Annotated in this window: 18 protein-coding genes and 1 riboswitch; of the genes, 6 read left to right on the top strand and 12 right to left on the bottom strand. The window is 51.0% G+C overall.

The window, feature by feature from the left end; all coding sequences use genetic code 11:
- Window position 1: 1 nt before the first annotated feature.
- The gene (locus AB4875_RS01270) at window positions 2-1,348 is read right to left on the bottom strand and encodes a cytochrome ubiquinol oxidase subunit I (protein WP_368374219.1); all 1,347 of its coding nucleotides are present in this window, start codon (window positions 1,346-1,348) and stop codon (window positions 2-4) included.
- Between the two features lie 205 nt (window positions 1,349-1,553).
- On the opposite strand from AB4875_RS01270, the gene AB4875_RS01265 reads away from it, so the two are divergent.
- The 3 genes from AB4875_RS01265 (at window position 1,554) to AB4875_RS01255 (ending at window position 4,555) form a co-directional block, all read left to right on the top strand.
- The gene (locus AB4875_RS01265; RefSeq protein WP_368374218.1) at window positions 1,554-2,912 is read left to right on the top strand and encodes a sigma-54 interaction domain-containing protein; all 1,359 of its coding nucleotides are present in this window, start codon (window positions 1,554-1,556) and stop codon (window positions 2,910-2,912) included.
- A 109-nt stretch (window positions 2,913-3,021) separates the two neighbouring features.
- Window positions 3,022-3,840 (top strand): Stp1/IreP family PP2C-type Ser/Thr phosphatase, encoded by an 819-nt coding sequence (locus AB4875_RS01260; RefSeq protein ID WP_368374217.1) that lies wholly within the window; start codon window positions 3,022-3,024, stop codon window positions 3,838-3,840.
- Window positions 3,841-3,901: 61 nt separating this feature from the next.
- On the top strand, window positions 3,902-4,555 hold the full coding sequence (locus AB4875_RS01255) for an FHA domain-containing protein (RefSeq protein ID WP_368374216.1): 654 nt from the start codon (window positions 3,902-3,904) through the stop codon (window positions 4,553-4,555).
- Between the two features lie 395 nt (window positions 4,556-4,950).
- Here AB4875_RS01255 and AB4875_RS01250 read toward each other — a convergent pair whose 3' ends face one another.
- The 9 genes from AB4875_RS01250 to AB4875_RS01210 all read right to left on the bottom strand — a co-directional run bounded on the left by AB4875_RS01250 (window position 4,951) and on the right by AB4875_RS01210 (window position 14,051).
- Window positions 4,951-5,217 (bottom strand): hypothetical protein, encoded by a 267-nt coding sequence (locus AB4875_RS01250; protein ID WP_368374215.1) that lies wholly within the window; start codon window positions 5,215-5,217, stop codon window positions 4,951-4,953.
- 439 nt (window positions 5,218-5,656) lie between these two features.
- Window positions 5,657-5,941, bottom strand: a complete 285-nt coding sequence (locus AB4875_RS01245; protein WP_368374214.1) for a hypothetical protein — start codon at window positions 5,939-5,941, stop codon at window positions 5,657-5,659.
- Window positions 5,942-6,101: 160 nt separating this feature from the next.
- Window positions 6,102-7,319 (bottom strand): CaiB/BaiF CoA transferase family protein, encoded by a 1,218-nt coding sequence (locus tag AB4875_RS01240; protein ID WP_368374213.1) that lies wholly within the window; start codon window positions 7,317-7,319, stop codon window positions 6,102-6,104.
- A gap of 41 nt (window positions 7,320-7,360) precedes the next feature.
- Window positions 7,361-8,284 carry an alpha/beta hydrolase gene (locus AB4875_RS01235; RefSeq protein WP_368374212.1) on the bottom strand — a complete coding sequence of 308 codons (924 nt, stop codon included), beginning with the start codon at window positions 8,282-8,284 and terminating at the stop codon, window positions 7,361-7,363.
- A 39-nt stretch (window positions 8,285-8,323) separates the two neighbouring features.
- Window positions 8,324-9,502: a hydroxymethylglutaryl-CoA reductase gene (locus AB4875_RS01230; RefSeq protein WP_368374211.1), complete on the bottom strand. Its 1,179-nt coding sequence runs from the start codon at window positions 9,500-9,502 to the stop codon at window positions 8,324-8,326.
- A 48-nt stretch (window positions 9,503-9,550) separates the two neighbouring features.
- On the bottom strand, window positions 9,551-10,825 hold the full coding sequence (locus AB4875_RS01225) for a dicarboxylate/amino acid:cation symporter (RefSeq protein ID WP_368374210.1): 1,275 nt from the start codon (window positions 10,823-10,825) through the stop codon (window positions 9,551-9,553).
- Between the two features lie 204 nt (window positions 10,826-11,029).
- Window positions 11,030-11,650, bottom strand: a complete 621-nt coding sequence (locus AB4875_RS01220; protein WP_368374209.1) for a class I SAM-dependent methyltransferase — start codon at window positions 11,648-11,650, stop codon at window positions 11,030-11,032.
- A gap of 102 nt (window positions 11,651-11,752) precedes the next feature.
- On the bottom strand, window positions 11,753-12,217 hold the full coding sequence (locus tag AB4875_RS01215) for a 6,7-dimethyl-8-ribityllumazine synthase (RefSeq protein ID WP_368374208.1): 465 nt from the start codon (window positions 12,215-12,217) through the stop codon (window positions 11,753-11,755).
- Between the two features lie 90 nt (window positions 12,218-12,307).
- A riboswitch (FMN riboswitch) is annotated at window positions 12,308-12,471 on the bottom strand.
- 209 nt (window positions 12,472-12,680) lie between these two features.
- A complete protein-coding gene (locus AB4875_RS01210) occupies window positions 12,681-14,051 on the bottom strand; it encodes an FAD-dependent oxidoreductase (RefSeq protein ID WP_368374207.1) in 1,371 nt (456 codons plus the stop codon).
- A 207-nt stretch (window positions 14,052-14,258) separates the two neighbouring features.
- On the opposite strand from AB4875_RS01210, the gene AB4875_RS01205 reads away from it, so the two are divergent.
- From AB4875_RS01205 to AB4875_RS01195, 3 genes are read left to right on the top strand one after another with little or no spacing between them, the layout of a single operon-like run.
- Window positions 14,259-14,819, top strand: a complete 561-nt coding sequence (locus AB4875_RS01205; protein ID WP_368374206.1) for a chorismate--pyruvate lyase family protein — start codon at window positions 14,259-14,261, stop codon at window positions 14,817-14,819.
- Window positions 14,820-14,879: 60 nt separating this feature from the next.
- Window positions 14,880-15,764 (top strand): 4-hydroxybenzoate octaprenyltransferase, encoded by an 885-nt coding sequence (gene ubiA, locus AB4875_RS01200; protein WP_368374205.1) that lies wholly within the window; start codon window positions 14,880-14,882, stop codon window positions 15,762-15,764.
- A gap of 3 nt (window positions 15,765-15,767) precedes the next feature.
- Window positions 15,768-16,922 (top strand): GNAT family N-acetyltransferase, encoded by a 1,155-nt coding sequence (locus AB4875_RS01195; RefSeq protein ID WP_368374204.1) that lies wholly within the window; start codon window positions 15,768-15,770, stop codon window positions 16,920-16,922.
- A 19-nt stretch (window positions 16,923-16,941) separates the two neighbouring features.
- On the opposite strand, the gene AB4875_RS01190 is transcribed toward AB4875_RS01195, so the two are convergent.
- Window positions 16,942-17,325 carry a hypothetical protein gene (locus AB4875_RS01190; protein ID WP_368374203.1) on the bottom strand — a complete coding sequence of 128 codons (384 nt, stop codon included), beginning with the start codon at window positions 17,323-17,325 and terminating at the stop codon, window positions 16,942-16,944.
- A gap of 26 nt (window positions 17,326-17,351) precedes the next feature.
- Window positions 17,352-18,665 (bottom strand): prephenate-dependent tRNA uridine(34) hydroxylase TrhP, encoded by a 1,314-nt coding sequence (gene trhP / locus AB4875_RS01185; protein ID WP_368374202.1) that lies wholly within the window; start codon window positions 18,663-18,665, stop codon window positions 17,352-17,354.
- Window positions 18,666-18,785 lie beyond the last annotated feature (120 nt).

Genomic DNA, 18,785 nt, shown 5'->3' with positions numbered 1-18,785 from the left:
CTCAGACCTCCTTGCTAGCGGGGTTGCGGATTGCCGACAGACTTAGTGACGCTGCGGGTTTGGCCGACAAGTGTCGAATCGCGCCGATGTAAGACGCCAGTAAGAAACCGTAAAGTAGGATATAGCCGATCAGAGTGCCGCCAACCGTGGCGCTGCTGTGATCGGCGACAACATCTTGGACTTTGAGTACGCCGCTAACGATCCAGGGTTGGCGGCCGATTTCGCTTACATACCAGCCAGCCAAAACGGCTGCCCAGCCAGAGAATGTCATTGCAGATAGTGCATATAACAAAGGCTTGCTGGCAGTATTCTTGCCGCGCAACTGCCATGCGGCCCACCAGGCCACCAGTAACATTAAGCCGCCAATCGCCAGCATGATGCGAAAAGACCAAAACACGATAGCGACCGGAGGATGTTCACCCTCAAATTCATTGAGCCCCTTTACCTCGCCCATAGGGTCGTGGGTAAGAATCAAGCTGGCGGCGTAGGGGATTTCGATCGCGTAACGGTTGGTCTTAGTGCTTGCGTCTGGTAGGGCGAAGAGGGTGAAAGGTGCACCTTTTTCGGTTTCCCATATCGCTTCCATTGCCGCGACTTTTGCAGGCTGGTGTTGCAGAGTATTGAGGCCGTGAAAATCCCCAACTAGGATTTGTACAGGGGCAAGTACCGCCGCCATCATTACACCGGTTTTCATCACTTTCCATGTGGCGGGACCGTCGACATTGCGCAATGCCCGCCATGCGCTAACACCGGCAACAAGAAAAGCTGAGGTGAGCATGCAGGCGATGACCATATGGAAAAAACGGTAGGGGAAGGATGGATTGAAAATCACTTCAAGCCAGCTGTCTACCATGACCACGCCATTTTCAAGATAGTAGCCTGTGGGGGTTTGCATCCACGAGTTTAGGCTAAGAATCCAGAATGCTGATAGGGTTGTGCCAAACGCCACCAGAAACGAGCTGGTCAAGTGCATGCGGTTAGAAACCCGATCTTTACCAAATAACATAATGCCGAGGAAAGAGGCTTCTAGGAAAAATGCGGTCAGTACTTCGTAGCCGAGTAGCGGTCCGGCTACATTGCCGGCTTTCTCCATAAAGCCCGGCCAGTTGGTGCCAAATTGAAAGCTCATGGTGATGCCCGACACCACGCCCATCGCAAAAGTGAGGGCGAAGATTTTGACCCAAAACAGGTAGGCGTACTCCCAAGCTTGGTCGCCGGTTTGAGTAAATCGCACACGAAAGAATAAAAGAATCCATCCCAAGCCAATTGAAATAGCGGGAAATAAAATATGGAAGCTAATATTCGTCGCAAATTGGATGCGGGCTAAAATAAAGGGGTCGAAATCCATATAGATCATCCTAAGGTGAACGGCGCTGCTTGTCAGATCTGCCATCACGCGTTTGTCGAACGTTATGTCTGTGCCACGTAACACCCATACAGCAAAGCGTGTGCCATGCACGCAAGATAAAGAAGTGTGTCGTTAAGATATTGATTTATATAATTTATTTTTTTAGGTGAGGTCGTTTTTACTAGATTGCGCTGGCAAAGTTACTGTGTATTTGCCATTATTGGCAAAACTCAATGACAAAAATGACAATGCCATGCAGCTCATAGCTAAAGATTCAGATAGAGATGTTGCCTACATGCTCGATGGCTTCGATTATCCCGCCATATTGGTGTCTGCGGACTATGAGATTTTGGCAAGCAATGAGCTCTATCAAACGACTTTTGGCGAGATAGACGTCGACAAGGGCGCGCGCTGCTATCAAGTTTCCCATGGTTATCAGGTGCCCTGTGATCAGGCTGGCGAGAGTTGCCCGCTGGCGGCATGTAAGAGTTCCGGCAATAAGGAGCGAGTGCTGCACGTTCACACCACGCCTAGGGGCAAGGAGCATGTCGATGTTGAAATGCTGCCGATTCGGGGCGCCAATGGCGAGCTAAAATACTTTGTTGAAATCCTCAAGCCCGTTTCCATCGCCAGTGCCGAACTTAGTACTCAGAATATGGTGGGCCGCAGTCCGGCCTTTAATACCCTTGTTGAGATGATTAACTTGGTGGCGGCGCGAGATACCTCGGTATTGTTAATGGGTGAATCTGGCACCGGTAAAGAGTTAGCGGCCAAGGCGATTCACGACGCCAGTACCCGACATGCGAAACCCATGGTCACGGTTGAGTGCGCGGGTCTCACCGAAACCTTATTTGAAAGTGAGTTATTTGGTCACGTTAAAGGCGCGTTTACCGGTGCGACAGCTAATAAGCGCGGTTTGCTGGAAAGTGCTGAAGGCGGTACCTTATTTTTGGATGAAATTGGTGATGTGTCCCTAGGTATGCAGGTTAAATTACTGCGTTTAATTGAAACTGGCACCTACCGTGCGGTGGGCAGCACCGAGCTCAAACGCGCTGATTTTCGACTAATTTGCGCCACCCATGAAAACTTATCTAACAATGTCGCCAGTGGGACGTTTCGCGAAGACCTCTACTATCGTGTTAATGCGTTTCCGATTGTATTGCCGCCGCTGCGCGAGCGTGGGGAGGACATTGGCTTAATCGCTAAATCGATACTGGAGAAATTCAGTAAGAAAGATATGTACTGCCTGACCGAATCGGCGATCAAGCTGCTTCAAGGCTGTTATTTTGCAGGCAATGTCCGCGAGCTTCGCAACGTCTTGGAGCGCGCTATCATTTTTGCGTACTCCAATATTATTGACGTAAAAATATTGGAGCGCTGCCTGCTCGATATTCGGCCTCGAAAGGCCGCCGCAGCTGAAAGTTGGGAGGATTTGAAAACCAAGGAGCGGCGCTATTTAAATGATTTACTGGCCTTCTGCGATGGCGATAAAGCCAAGGCCGCAGAGATAGCGGGTATTAGCGCGCGATCCCTTTACAGGAAGTTAGAGGCTGGACAAAATTAGAGTATGCCAAGCTGCGAATTGCAAGCGGTGTCTCTAGTCGGTACTGATATTGGCCATCTTAAAAGCGGGTGTCTATACTCAGGGCTCATCACTGAATAAGCATGGATCCATGGACGAAAAGACGATCATCCGCGCCTTTGGCGTGACCGATATTGGCCGGGTGCGTCGCCATAACGAAGACGCGATTCACTTGGCGGTTGATCAAGGATACGTCTTGGTGGCAGACGGCATGGGCGGCCATAACGCCGGTGAGGTGGCGAGCGCCTTAGCGATAGCCGGGTTTACGCAGTTTTTAGCTCAGGATCATGACAGCGACGACACTGTGGCGGAAATGTCAGAATTTTCGACCCAGACCTTGGCGCTGCGAAATGCCATCTACTGTGCAAATACCAAAATATACCGGGACGCCCAGCGAAATACTGAGCGCAAGGGTATGGGCACCACGATAGTGTCGGCTAGTTTTGAGGGCGCAAGGCTTGCGGTTGCGCATGTCGGTGACTCTAGGCTTTATCGGTTTCGTGAGGGCTATTTGACGCAACTCACCAGCGATCACACCCTGGTTCAAGAAATGCTAGATCGCAAAGAGTATTCAGAAGAAGAGGCTCGTAACTCCAGCAATAAAAATGTCATTACCCGCGCGCTAGGTTTAGCAGATATTGTCGACGTAGATTTATTGGAAGAGCTATTGCGGGAAGGCGATCTATATTTGCTGTGTTCAGACGGTTTGACGGGGATGGTCGAGGACGCCCAAATTGCCGCTGTGCTCGCCTCTTGTGACTCTCAACCAGAAGCGGCCGCGGTGAAATTGCTGGGAATGGCGAATAATTCCGGCGGCAATGATAATATTTCGATTATTGTAGTGTGTGTGGACAAGGTGGTCGCTGGGCAGGAAAGCGCCTCAGACGAAGAGCTAGACTGGTTTGATTAGAGTGGATACGGTGATTTCATCGCCTAAGCTAGGGAGTATGTTTCAATGACGGGCATGTATTATGGCTAAACTGGTTCTCGGCTTTCAGGGCACAATACTCGAGGAGTTCCCGCTGAGCAAAGAGCGGGTATCACTTGGTCGTGCGCCTGACAATGATGTCTGCATCGAAAATTTGGCGGTTAGTGGCCATCACGCCGTCATTGAGACGATACTCAAGGACAGCTTCTTAATTGATCTCGACAGCACCAACGGTACCTTTGTGAATGGTCATGCCATCACTCGTCATCCCTTGCGCAATGGTGACTATATTACGATGGGTAAGCATTCACTCACCTATCACAGTGAAGTGTATTCCAGTAGCGACGCCGAGGTGGAGAAAACTATCGCAATGCGGCCGGACAGCAAGCGTGCCCAGCCGGCGGCTATTCCAATGATTGGCAAATTACAGGTGCAAAATGGTGCTTCAGCTGGTCGTGAAATGACGCTCAGTAAACCCTTAGCCAAGCTCGGCAAGGCGGGTTTCCAAGTTGCGGCAATTAGTCGTCGCCAGCAGGACTATTATTTGGAGCACGTAGAAGCTAAAGACGGCCGCACGCCAAAGTTAAATGGTGTTGAAATTGGTTCACAGCCACGGCAATTAAATAGTGGTGATCTGGTGGAAATTGCCGGCACCCAATTAAAGTTTGTATTGGTAGAGGCGCCAGCGGAATTGTAGTTTTCAAATATTGCGGCTTATAAGAAAGGCATGGCGTCAGCGTCGTGCCTTTCTTGTTTGTTTAGACTAAGGCGGCGACACAAGAATACCAAGTCTCGTCCTTGGACCGTCGCTAAAGCTTGCCGGCCAGTGTGTCGCTTGCGGTCTTGACTATAGATGATTGGGCCGCTGCGGTGGAAAATATTGTTGCGGCGTAAATGCCTAGTTTGAGCGTAGTGACTTCTGCTTGATAGACTGAATAGTATTTTGTTGATAGCTATTCTAACTATAGATAATACCCCTTAATATTTTTCGCCCAACACGCAACTGCCAAGCGTTGATCGCCTGCTGCAGTCATTGGTTTGCTGGTTGAAAAATATAAGGAATTGAGAAGAGCGATACCGCAAAGCAATTTTTTATAAATCGAGGTTGCGGGTCAACACTTCCGCTGACTTAATAATACGCTTGGTACGATACAGATCGGGGTGTTTATCTTCGTCGGTGTAGCCTGCAGGCTCGCCAGTGCCATAATTGACTAGCCACGATGTTTCTGGGCGACGCTCACCAAGTAGCTTTTTCAGCTCCGGGGCAGTAACACCTAGGGCTTCGGCTGCCGCGCTATTGCTGCAACGGGTTTTATTTTCGTTAAGGTAATTCAATATAGCGGTAATTTTATCCTGCATGTTCAAACTATTTCCTTGCAAAGTAGGCGCCGCCATAGCTTGCTGTTAGAGATGCAGCGAAAGGCAGTTAAATTGATAGCGATAATATTGTCTGGCTTAATCTAATCACGGTCAGTCCGTAAGCCAAACCCGGTAATCACTGAAGCTGTACTGAGATTTGAAAACTCTGCGATGCTCATCCTACGGGGAAATAACCCCTAAATTACCAAGCGGTTTTCATGGGGCGTGGGAACCATAAGCGGCTTCGCGTCGGTTATTATGACGTAATACGCGCTGTTTGTCTTTAACCTCAGGGAGCACAGGGCTGATAGCGCGTATTTAGGTGGATATTAAGCGAAATTCTCCGATTAAATTGAGGCGGCGGATTTTAAGACAAGTATTTGATTTCTATGATATTAGTAAATTTCGCCATTTGATTCGCTGCAGGAGAATCACTATTTTAGCTAATAATAGAAACTCCGCTACGCTCCGTTAAGGTATTAACATTGGCGCGCTCAAGAATTTTCACCACCGTAGATTGAATGGTTTCGTCTTCTCTAGCGTCAAGTTTGCAGGCAAGTGTTTGGGCTTGCGGTTCCGCCCCTTCTTCTACCACAAACGAAATGACCAGTTCCGTTGCCGCGTCTGGCGTGGCGCCAAAGTATTCTAGGGAGATCAAAGGATAGCCGTTGAAGCCTTTTTTGATCTGCTTGGCGATACGCTTTTTTGCCTTGTCTATGTGCATAAATTATATCCTTGTGGAAACTGCAAAGACGCGAATGTATTAAGGGCATCTGATGTCAACTCGACGCAGGCTGGTGCCGGCACCGATTTAATTAAATACGCCGCCATGTGAGTTGGCAAGCGTGTTAGACCTAGAAAACAAAGCCAAGGGACGTGGTTTTCTAGATGACCGCGTTATTTTTGAGTGCCTGCAAATTCTCGGGAGATATATCAAGCAGTTCGGTGAGAATCTCATTGGTATGTTCCCCGAGCTTCGGTCCCGGCCACTGGGTGGCGCCCGGTGTGCCACTCAGTTTGGGTGACATGCCCGGTATAGTGACGGTGTTAGTGGCGTCGATATTTACTTTCTCAAACAAGCCGCGAGCCTGAAAGTGCGGATCATTTGCCATGTCCTCGGCATTGTAGACTGGACCGGCGGGGACTCTAACGGCTTCAAGTTTCTCAATAACCGTTTGTATTGGATGTTGGCGACACCAGTTAGCGATAGCGTCATCAATAACTTTTTGATGGCGGACTCGGCCGGCATTGTCAGCCATGGCGGGGTCTGCGGCAAAATCGTGGCGGCCCATTTCGGTCATCAGGCGTTTAAAAATAGAGTCGCCATTGCCACCGATGATGACAAACTTATTGTCTTTGCAGCGGTAGGTGTTGGTGGGAACGATGCCGGTTAAGGTGGTGCCAGAGGCTTCGCGGATAATTCCTTGCTCAGCATATTCTGGCACCACCGACTCGAGCATATTGAACATGGTTTCATACAGCGCGACGTCGATGACTTGGCCTTGATGAAGACCGCGCTCACGGGCATTTAGAGCCATTAATACACCGATAACAGCGTGCAGCGATGCAATGCTGTCGCCAAGGCTGAGGTTGGGTCGTACCGGTGCTTCGCCGGGAAATCCATTTAAGTAACGAAAGCCACTGATACCCTCACATACCGAGGCAAAGCCTGGCTTTTCGGCATAGGGGCCAGTTTGGCCGTAGCCTGAAATACGGGTGTAAACTAAGTCCGGATTGGCCGCTTTTAAGTCATCTGGCCCAAGCTTCCAGCCTTCCATAACCCCGGGCCGAAAATTCTCTACCAATACATCACATTGCGCGGCTAGATCTCGCACTATGGCTTGGCCGTCTGGGTGACGAAGATCTACGGTCACTGACTTTTTATTGCGACCAATGCTATACCACCACAGCGAGGTATCCCCTTTCATGCTGCGCCAGCGCCGAATAGGATCGCCAATACCGGGGGGTTCTATTTTGATCACTTCAGCACCGTAATAGCCTAGCATTGTGGTGGTAAACGGGCCGGCAATTAGCTGCCCTAATTCTAAAATACGTATGCCCTTGAGAGGCCCGTGTTTTGGCGGCTTGGAATCACTATTCATATGGCTTGTTTGCTCAGGATCGATGGTTTGAACGCAATATTTTAAAGGGCAAGTACGCGCCGCAGAAATTGGTAGTTAGATTTAAGAAGGTCGATGCTGACCGGGGCATTTGGCACCAAGGATTCAAAGGCGTGTGGTCCGCCGGCAACAACGTAAAATTCACAGTTAACCCCAGCTTCTGTCAGGCGCTTAGCATAGAGGGTGTCTTCTTCATAAAAGAGGTCTATATCGCCCACTGCCAGCCAACTTGGTGGCAAGCCCGCTAAGTTTTGGCGTCTTGCTGGTACTGAGTAAAGGGGCACTTGCTTTAGGCCGGGGGGCTGGCCAAGGTAGTATGTCCATGCACCGCGGTTATTTTTATTGTTCCAAAGACGGTGTTTTATGAGGTCTAGCTCGGTGCGTGTGGCGGTATGATCATCCAGCATGGGGCAGAACAGTGCCTGGCCTGCGGGCTGGGTGCCGCCGGTATCATGAATACGCTGGACCAAGCCCGCCGCCAGTCCTCCACCAGCACTTTGCCCGGATACCGCGATCCTATCTGGAGACACGCCTAGGGTGTCGGCGTTGTCTAAAAACCACTCCCAGGCGGCAAAACAATCATCGCAGGCGGCGGGGAAGGGATGCTGCGGCGCTAGGCGATAATCAACCGAGACCACAGTGATATTTAACTCTTTGGCATAGATAGCGCATTCGCGATCATTGAAGACGGCTGTGCCAATAATATAGCCGCCGCCATGTATCCACAGCAAGCCGGCACCGGAGGTTTTGCCGCTAGGCGTGTAAACCCGCACGCCGCTATTTGCTAATTTATAATCGTGTATGGCAACGCCGAACAGGGATTTCCGCTTTAGTTTAAATCTTGATATAAATTGCACAAACCGCAAAAGAATAGGGTTGTGAATCGGCAGTGTGGGTATTAAGCGATAGGTTTTTTGAAGCTGCGGATTAATGTTTTCTATTTTCATGCGCTCAGGTGATCTCTTTAAATTAGATGAGCTAGAGAGTTAAGGTCTGTTGCGACCGAGTTGATCATGGCTAGAAACCCATTCATCGGCAACAATGGCTGCTGCTAAGGACAGGTCGCCAGCAAGGACCGTGGCGGCGACAATCTCAGCCAGTTTGCGGGCCTTGCCTTGGCCGTAGCAATCCATTATTTCGAGACATTCGCGCTGGGTTGCCAGCCCCGTGCCGCCGCCGTAACTCGCGCAGATGATTGAAGGCAGGGTTACCGAGTAATACAGGTCGCCGGCTGGGGTGAGATCCATAAATGCAATGCCGGTATGAGACTCAACGACGTTGGCCTCGTCTTGGCCGGTGGCAATAAACATCGACGCAATACCATTGGCAGAGTGGGGGCCGTTGTAGGCAGAGCCGGCGAGTAGGCTGCCGAGCATAGTGCGTTGGCGCAGCCGAAACATGCGTTCAGGGTCCGCGCGCATCAAGTCTTTTAAAACGTCTTTGCTGATGGTGGCTTCCGCTACAACCTTCTTGCCGCGACTGTGCAAGAGATTCATATGGGAATGCTTTTTATCGGTCTCTATACCGCTAGACAGTGAAAAGTTTTCGATTACGCCCGGGTAGTTGGCGAGTATCCACTGGCAGGCTTTATGGGTGGCCTTGCCAGTCATATTTTGCCCAGCCGCGTCGCCGGTGGTGTAGTTAAAGCGGGTGTACAATTTATTGGCGATAACCCACTTTTGGATATGCTGTAGCTTACCGATAGATGTGGTGCTTTCAGCTTGCTGGCGAATGGCGGTGAGTTGCTCGTCTAGCCAGTTTGCAAAATGCCGTGCTTCGCGGGCACTGGCGAATTCAAATAAAGGTGCCCGCTGCATAAACTCTTCAATGACGGTGACGGTGGCGCCGCCGGATTCTGAAATTACCCGCATACCCCGGCTGTAAGAGGCGATTAAGGTGCCTTCGGTGGTCGCCATGGGCACATAAAAAACGCCCTGGGCATGTTCGCCGTTAATGAGATAGGGGCCGGCAACACCAACGGGCATTTGGACCACGCCAATGAAGTTTTCGGCGTTGCCTTCTACGCTGGCCGGATCGATGGAGTAGTGGCCGGTGTGCTTAAGTGTGGCACCGGTTTGTTCTTCAATAAATGTACGTCGCTGTGCGGCAGCTGCTTCAGAATAATTATCCCCTTTGATACGGGGAATAGGTTTACGTTCGCTCATAAATAATCCGTCTTATTGTTATTGTCTCCTTGTTGTAAGGAGCGATGATTAGGGTTTTGCGGCGATTAAGGTGTCCTCGCCTTCGCTGCGGGCAATGATTACCGCAGCGCAGGAATCGCTGAATACATTGACGGCGGTTCGAATCATATCGAGTATGCGGTCGGTGACTAATAGCAGGCCAATCCCTTCCAAAGGAAGGCCTATAGCGCCGAGAATAACTGAGATAGCGACTAGGCTTGCAGCTGGAATACCAGCGACACCGATGGAGGTGAGTAGGGCAACCATCACAATGGTAAATTGCTGCACAAACCCTAGTTCTAGCCCATAAACCTGAGCAATAAACATGGCCGCAACACATTCATACAGCGCTGTGCCATCCATATTCACCGTAGCCCCGAGCGGCAAGACAAAGCCGCTCACCTGCTTGGAGACCCCTGATTCTTCCTGAATACTCTTTAGGGTCAGCGGCAGCGTTGCTGAGCTAGAGGCCGTTGAAAATGCGGTGAGCAGTGCGGGGGTCATCGCCGCGTAATGCTTTCTGGGGCTAACCCCGCCGAGATAGCGCAGTGCCAGTGGCAGCGCCACAAAGGCGTGAATAAGTAGCGCGATCAAGGCGCTAATAAAGAATAGCAGCATCGGTTTAAAGGCCGCAAAGCCTGTAATGGCAACCGTTTTGGCAACTAGGCCAAATACCCCCAGCGGTGCGAACTTCATAACCCACATAGTGATCTCGGTCATGATGTCCATGATGCCCTGCCAAAAGTGCATCAGTGTTGCCGCATGCTCTGATTTGCTCCGCGCTAAGAAAAAACCGAATAATAAGCTAAAGAATATCAGCCCCAGCATTTCGCCATTGGCGGCGGCTGAGACAATATTGCTGGGAATCATGCGCACAAACACCTGCACAATATCGCCAGTGCCGCGACCTTCGACCTTGGCCAAGGATTCGCTAATTTCAGGGTCACTGGTGCTGATCGTGGCTGCTAGAGCCCGATTGTCGCCGCCGCCGGGTTCGATAATGTTGACCACAGCGAGACCGATCAGGATCGCAATAAGACTGCTGCACGCGTAAAACAGCAGAGTTTTACCACCTAGCTTTTCAAGCTTGTCGCCGCCTACACCGGCCATACCACTGATGATGGAAGACACCACTAGCGGCACTATTAGCATTTTTAAGGCGTTTAGAAATAAGGTGCCCAAAAATGCGTACACGGCGGTTAATTGCAAGCTGCCGAGGCTTGCGTCTGGACCGCCAATAACACCCGCTGCGACAGCTAAAAGGATGGCGGCAATAATTTGCCAGTGCAGGGGAATATTTCGCATAGTGACAGTGGCTCTTTGGCTTAGACAGTTGAAAGCTGTGTTAGATGTCATATAGACAGCGGCTAAGATACTGCCTTTACTCTAGCGTGCTCTAACAAAAATCACCAGTTGAGCGGCGGGAGTCGCCGCGAGGCAATCTTAGGGCTGGCTTTTCATTCTGCATACCCAAGGCTTAGTAGGCATGCAGAGCAAGGTGATTAGAGTTTAGCTTTTTACCGCTTCGCCGTAGTACATATAACCGGCGATTTTGGGTACGCCGACGGCGTAGCAGGTTTCCAGTTTATTAATGGTGAAGCCGCAGCTGGTGATTGATTCAGCAATAGGCCGATTGAGATGGCAGCCGCCGGCGATCTTTTTCCAGACTGGGGTGACTCTATTCTGCCAGTTTTGTACCGCACTGCTTTCAGCTAGACCGTGTTCACAGAATAGTAGTTTACCGTTGGGCTTAAGGACACGGTGCATTTGCTCTAAGGCTCGCTGCCAGTCGGGAATGGTGCAGAGGGTGTAGGTCAGCAAGACAGTGTCGACGCTATTGTCGTCGAGGGGGATCTCTTCGCCGGGCAGGTCCAGCCACTTTACTGTTACAGGCGATTTATCGAGATTGCTTTGGGCTTTTTTGCGCATTCCGTGAGAAGGTTCTAAGCCCCACACGAAATCGATAATGTCGGGATTGTACAGTGCGAGATTGATACCGCTGCCCATCCCCACTTCTAAGACGATACCTTTCGCTTGCGGAACAATCTTTTCTCGCAGGCCCATAATTGAGGACATCGAGCACGCTTTGTCGATGATGATTGGCAATATTTTATTATCGTAAAAGCCCATGGTATTTCCCCGTTGGCGCTGTGTGCTTGCTAATAATCAATCTAATGCCGCAGATTAGCATAGCTTTCGGCAGCCTAGTATCGGCAAGTCAAAGCGTCTGTATTAGTCTTGAAGTTTGGCTAGACTGTTCAGGGTGCCGATACAGGCTGCTGCGGCTTCCGTACCTTTCACCACAAAATGTTCGCGGAAGAAGCTGATGTGGTCTTCGCTATTGTGGAAATTATGGGGAGTAAGGACAACTGAGAATACCGGCGTCGAGGTTTCTAGCTGTACTTGCATAAGGCCGGAGACAACGGCGTGGGCAACGTATTCGTGTTTGTATATGCCGCTATTGGTGACAAGGCCTGCGCCCACGATGGCGGCGTATTTACCGGTTTGGGCCAGCAATTTGGCGTGCAGGGGTATTTCAAAGGCGCCTGGCACTTCAAAGCACTCGACGTTCAGGTCGCTATGCTCTGCTATTTCTTTCAGGAAGGAGTCTTTGCAGCGGTCAACAATATCGCGGTGCCAGCAGGCTTGGATAAAGGCGACGGTGGGTTTTGATGATGCTGTAGCTGTCGATGTCATGGTCTTGTCCCAAGTGAATACGGCAGGGCAAAGATGAGCTGACAGACCGGCAGTAGCATAGTGATGGCAACTAAGCGCTGTGGCGTGTAACGATCTCTTCTCATAACCGGACTTTAACCGTCGGCTCCGGAATTACACCGGATCTGCTGTCCCCGCTGACATTATCGTTTTCCGATGGTCAGCAAGCGCCCGCGGGCTACATGCTTGGCATGATTACCGCCGGTGGGGACTTTCACCCCGCCCTGAGAACCCTCGATAAGGCACTATCGGGGCGCGCGAATATTATCAATCTAAGAATGATTTGTATACGGACAGTTAATATTCAGTCGCCGTGCTCAATTAATATGCGAATGTGGCCACGGCGCAATGGCTAAAAAATAGGCGACGATGCTGGTGATTGGGCGAAAAAAAGGGCGGACTTATTCAGCCCGCCCTTGGTTTTTCGCACATGACAGCTGGCTAGTTACGCCATAATTGCTGGCAGTAGTTTTTGCAGCGCCATCTTTTGCTTGGTGCCTTCGCCAGTGAGAGCAAAGCCCAGCAATTCGCCGTCCTTGCCAACAAAGCGTGCAACCACATTGAGGCCGTCCTGTTCAACTTCCCAGTTGCCTGCGGCGTCGCGTGGCGCAGGGCTAACAGTAACCGGGCAAGCAGGGGTTTTGATGGTAACCGGCATAGCGGGGTAGCTCACTTCAGTATCTTGACCGCTAAGCGTTTTGGCCAGTGCTCGCGCCTGTGCCATTAGCGGGGCAACATAAACCAGAACGTGGCCGGCGACTTCGGCGCAATCACCCATGGCGTAGACGTTTGGCGCACTTGTTTCAAGTAGGCGATTAGTGGCAATACCGCGGTTCACGGTGATGCCAGCGTCTTGTGCCAGTTTGATTTGCGGGCGCACGCCGACGGCGGAAAGCACTAGATCGCAATTGATGGTGTCGCCATTGTTCAGGCTAACCACCAAGCCATCAGCAGCTTTATTTACTTCTGTGACCAGTTGACCGAAATGGAATTTCGCGCCCTTGGCTTCCAGTCCGGCTTGCACCGCTTTGCCCGCAGCTTCTGGTAATAGAGTTGGCAGACAATACGCCAGCGGATCAACAGTTTCAGTGGCGATGCCGCCGTTGATTAGGTCGTTGGTGAATTCACAGCCGATAAGACCACCGCCGATGATGCAGACTTTCTTAACATTGTTCTTGGCGACTGCGGTACGGAAGTCATCGTAGTCGAGCAGATCATTGACTGAGTAAACATAGTCCTGGGCGTTGCCTTTAACAGGGGGACGAATAACATCAGCACCCAGCGCCAAGACCAGTTTTTTGTAGTGAACCTGAGTTTCTTTGTCGCCAATGGTGATGATTTGCGCTGCGGTGTCGATGGCGGTGACCTTGGTCAATGTCCAAACGCTAGCGTTCAAGTCTTCACCCATACCGCCGGCGTCTTTTTGGGCAAGTGCGTCGGCATCGGTATTTTTGGTGAAGCCAGTTGACAGCATTGGCTTGGAATACGCCCGCCCGTCGTCGGCAGTAATCATAATGACGGGGCTGTCTTTGTCATGTTTGCGCAGCTCCCGAACCAAGCCGTAGCCCGCCAAACCGGTGCCAATCACAACAATGGCCGCCTCGTTGCTGGCGGAAGCGGGTTCTTCGTGGTGGGGAAGATCGCTTTCTTCGGATTTCTCAATCATCTCAAAATCTTCTTTGCCCACACCACAATCGGGGCAAAGCCAGTCGTCAGGGATGTCTTCCCAGCGAGTTCCAGCCGCAATACCAGAGTCAGGGTCGCCGACTTTTTCGTCGTAAACCCAGCCACAAACAATACATTCCCACTTACTCATTAACCTAATTCCTCATAAGCCACGTGCTTCTTTACCGGAAGCTTAGTGTAATTTTTAGTTAGATATCATCGCCTGTTTGGCCGATACCGATGCTTGCAACTCGCAGGTGATTCGCGCATTCTGCCGCCACACTTTAGTTTTGATTGCTGCGCGTTTATTGTGTGGCAACACCTATGTTCAGTGACCTTCAACACTGGAAGCCGAGTATTGTACGCTTTTCAAACATCACGATTCCAGTCGCATGAGCCTAAGTGGCTCGATTGTCAGAAATTTCCTCGTTCTGCCTTATCGGCTGCAGACGCGCATTGGCTGCTAGACACTGGGTCTTTAACGGCGCATTTACGGCGCCTATCCCATGGGCATTTCCATGTTGAAGTGCTCGCTCAGCGCTGGCAGATTCCGCGTTTATCAGAGCGCCGCTTGCTGGGTATGGGCGATCGCCACTGGGGTTTGGTGAGGGAGGTGCGTTTACATTGCAACCGTCAGCCTTGGGTCTACGCTCGTAGCGTTTTACCGGCCACCTCGCTGGTTGGGCGCTTAGATCGCTTGCGGACTTTAGACAGTCGTCCCCTTGGGCATCTGCTGTTTACTGATCCCCATATGTCCCGCGACCGCTATGAAATATGCAAGGTGCCCGCCGCTGCGCTGGATGAGTCAGTGCTTGCGCCGTATAGCGAAGATCTGTGGGGCCGGCGATCGCGGTTCTTGCTCAGTGGTCACCCTATTATGGTAAGCGAGATATTTTTACCGGCTTTTCGTCCCTGGTAACTTTTCACCGAGCTTGGTGGTGCTGATATACTTTTTCCAGAAAATCCCAATGGTCAGCTTATGAACGCATTACTCCAGCAATTAAAAAAGCAAACTCCTCAGTATCGCGCCTTAATGCGGCTAGATCGACCGATCGGCACGTATCTGGTGTTGTGGCCAACCCTCTGGGCGCTATGGTTTGCGGCAGAGGGGTTTCCGGCGTGGCATTTGCTGATTATTTTCGTGGCGGGAACATTTTTGATGCGTTCTGCCGGCTGTGTCATTAATGATTATGCGGACCGGAAAATTGATGCCCATGTTAGTCGCACTAAAGATCGGCCCTTTGCCACTGGCGCGGTCACAGAAAAAGAGGCCTTGCTGCTGTTTGCGGTCTTGTGTGCGCTAGCCTTTATTCTGGTGTTGTTCACCAATTGGCTGACTGTTGGATTTGCCGTTGTCGCCGTCGCCTTGGCGGCTACTTATCCCTTTATGAAGCGCTATACCCATTTGCCTCAGCTAGTTTTGGGCGCGGCCTTTGCCTGGGGTATTCCCATGGCCTTTACCGCCCAAACCGGCGAACTTCCGCCGCCGGCAGCCTGGCTTTTGTATATCGGTGTCTTAATTTGGACAGTGAGCTATGACACCTTTTACGCGATGGTAGATCGCGAGGACGATTTAAAAATCGGGGTGAAATCTACCGCTATCTTATTTGGTGATGACGATAAGGTGATCACGGCGATGCTGCAGGTTTGCGTTGTTGTGGTGCTGTTGATGGCCGGGCCGCGGTTTGGTATGAGTTTTATTTACTATGCCGGGGTGATCGCTGCCAGTGGCCTTTTTATCTATCAGCAACAGCTGATCCGCTATCGTCAAACCGATAAATGTTTTCAGGCCTTTTTAAATAACAACTGGGTGGGTATGGTTATTTTTGCGGGCATTGTGCTCCATTTTTTGATGGGAGCATGAGGGGTGTTTGATCTTGAGTTAGAATTTGTTGCCAGTATTGCCGACGTCGGCGCAGAGGTTTGGAGCAGTGCGGCAGGCTGTGATTACCCCTTCACCCGGTACGAGTTTTTACACGCCCTTGAAGCAAGTGGCGCGGTGTCTGAAGACCGAGGTTGGCAGCCCCATCATCTTGTTATTCGCCGAAGTGAGCAGCTTGTTGGCGTTATGCCTTTTTATATCAAGACCCATAGTTATGGCGAGTATGTTTTTGATTGGTCATGGGCAGATGCATACCAGCGTCATGGGCGCTCGTATTACCCCAAACTATTATCCGCTATTCCGTTTACACCGGCGACCGGGCCACGGCTCTGCTTAGTGGATGAGAGTGAACGCAGTAGCATTATGGCTATATTGGCAAAGGCTCTGCCGGCGCATGCTAAGGAACTTGGCGCGTCATCCGTGCATATTTTATTCTCGCGGGCAGAAGTGGCGAACACATGGTCGCAAGAAGGTTTAATGCAGCGCATTGGACCGCAGTATCACTGGTATGACCGCAATTATCGCGATTTTGACGGCTTCTTGGCGGCGTTTAGTTCGCGTAAGCGCAAGGGTTTGCGAAAAGAGCGCCGCGTGGTGCTTGAGCAAGGCTTGAGCTTGCAGGTATTGCCGGGGGCTGAAGTGAGTGCTGAGCAGTGGCGCTTCTTCTTTCACTGTTACCAGCTCACTTACGCTAAGCGCAGTGGTCACGGCGGGTATTTGCCAGAGACTTTCTTTACCGAGTTAGCGGCAACGATGCCAGAGCAGTTGGTAATGGTGCTTGCCAGCCACGGCGACGAACCGGTGGCCGTGGCACTCAATTTTCGCGATCAACATACGCTTTATGGCCGTTATTGGGGCTGTGTTCGGGAGTATGAGTTCCTGCACTTTGAGGCCTGTTATTACCAGGGCATCGAGTACTGCTTGCAAGAAGGCTTGCGGCATTTTGATCCTGGCGCGCAGGGAGAACACAAAATTCAGCGCGGCTTTACGCCAATATTGACCTATTCAAACCACTGGCTGGTGGACGCTGATTTTTCAGCAGCGGTGCAGCGGTTTTTAGACGAGGAGCACCTCCATATTGGGGATTATCTGCGCCAAGCTAGCGAAATGTTACCTTTCAAGCAGGCCGACGGAACGTAAGTCCGTCGGCCTCTATGGTTTACTGCTGGGCGTTTTTTAAGACGCGCTCAACGTAGAGCAAACAGATAATGGGTAGTAGGAAGCTGCAGCCTATTTGAACGGCGTGAATAATGTCTTCCAATGTCCACTGGGTGCCGCTGCTATACCAATACGCCACTATTGGCATGGTGATAAAAATTAAGGTTGGCAGGTAGCGCCAGAGGTAATAGGCCATGCTAGATGCGGCTTCACTGTCGGCTCGGCGATAGCAGTAGAAGGTGATTAGCACCACTAAAAAACCGATGATCAGCACATAATAGCTACCTAATATGCCGGCAAGTAAATTCAATATTGCGCCGAATACCAAGCTAATTAAACTGACATTGACGAGTCCGCGCAGTACACGTAATTTTCGTCTTTCCATAATGAACCCCCTTATATCTTTGCCAATTACCCGTGAATATCTTTGACTAACAAGCCGTATTTTAGCGCAGATTCGGGCAGGGGTTGATCCAGCGGGATCTTGACCCGATGACCCGATCCGGGTGCGGCGCTAATCGCCTTGCCGTGCTTGTCACTGAGGGTTTTTAGGGTGAAACGGCTGTTGCCGCCGGGCATCATTAACTCCAAGGTGTCGCCAGTTTCAAAGCGGTTTTTGACATCGACGGTAATCACTGAATCCCGCGCATCGACAATTTCGCCAACAAACTGCTGCTGTTGCGCATTGTTTAAACCCATTTCGTAATTTTGGTAGTCCTTGGGTGGATGGCGTCGGTAAAAACCTTCGGTGTAGCCGCGGTTGGCAAGGGTATCTAGCTCGTCCATCAGATGCATGTCGAAGGGTTTGCCATGTGCCGCGTCATCAATGGCACGTCGATATACTTGGGCAGTGCGCGCAACGTAGTAATGAGATTTTGTGCGGCCCTCGATTTTCAAGGAGTGCACACCCATCGCGGCTAGGCGCTCGACGTGTTGTACCGCGCGCAGGTCTTTAGAATTCATAATATAGGTGCCGTGCTCATCTTCGTAAGCAGGCATAAATTCGCCGGGCCGTTGGGCTTGTTGTAGCAGCACGGGTTCAGTCACGGGTTGGGGCTCAGGGATATAGGTTTGCACCGGCACCAAATCGCCGGTTTCGTCCTCTTTGGCGTCATGTGCTTGGTATTTCCAGCGGCAGGCATTGGTACAGGCGCCTTGGTTGGGATCGCGGTGATTCATATAACCAGATAATAGACAGCGACCAGAATAGGCGATGCATAGCGCGCCGTGTACAAAGACTTCAATCTCCATCTCCGGTACACGCTGGCGAATTTCTTCAATTTCATCCAGCGCCAGCTCGCGAGAAAGAATCACTCGCTCTATGCCGTTTTGGTGCCAAAATTTAACGGCCGCCCAGTTAACGGCATTGGCCTGCACTGATAAATGAATCGGCATATCAGGCCACTTTTCTCGCACCAGCATCATCAATCCGGGGTCCGCCATGATTAAGGCGTCGGGCCGCATTTCTATTACCGGAGCGAGGTCGCGTAGATAGCTGCGGATTTTGTCGTTATGTGGTGAAATATTAGAGGCTAGATAGAATTTCTTGTTCTGGCGATGCGCTTCTTCTATACCTTTGCCCAGCGTTTCCACGTCTTTGAATTCGTTATTCCGCACCCGCAAGCTATAGCGTGGTTGACCGGCGTAGACTGCATCTGCGCCGTAGGCGAAGGCATAGTACATATTGCGGAGACTGCCGGCGGGTGAGAGGAGTTCGGGAATCATGGTGGGGGGCCTTAGAATGACATGGGGTGCGTATGGTAGCGCAAACGTAGGTATTCTGCGCTATTGGTGTCCCGACTTGGCTTGGTTACACTCGACTTAGCAAGTAAACGAATGGCGTGT

Origin of the sequence: Zhongshania sp. R06B22, from assembly GCF_040892595.1 — a bacterium.
Classification (GTDB): Bacteria; Pseudomonadota; Gammaproteobacteria; order Pseudomonadales; family Spongiibacteraceae; genus Spongiibacter; species Spongiibacter arctica.
This window is presented reverse-complemented; position numbering and strand designations above follow the sequence as displayed.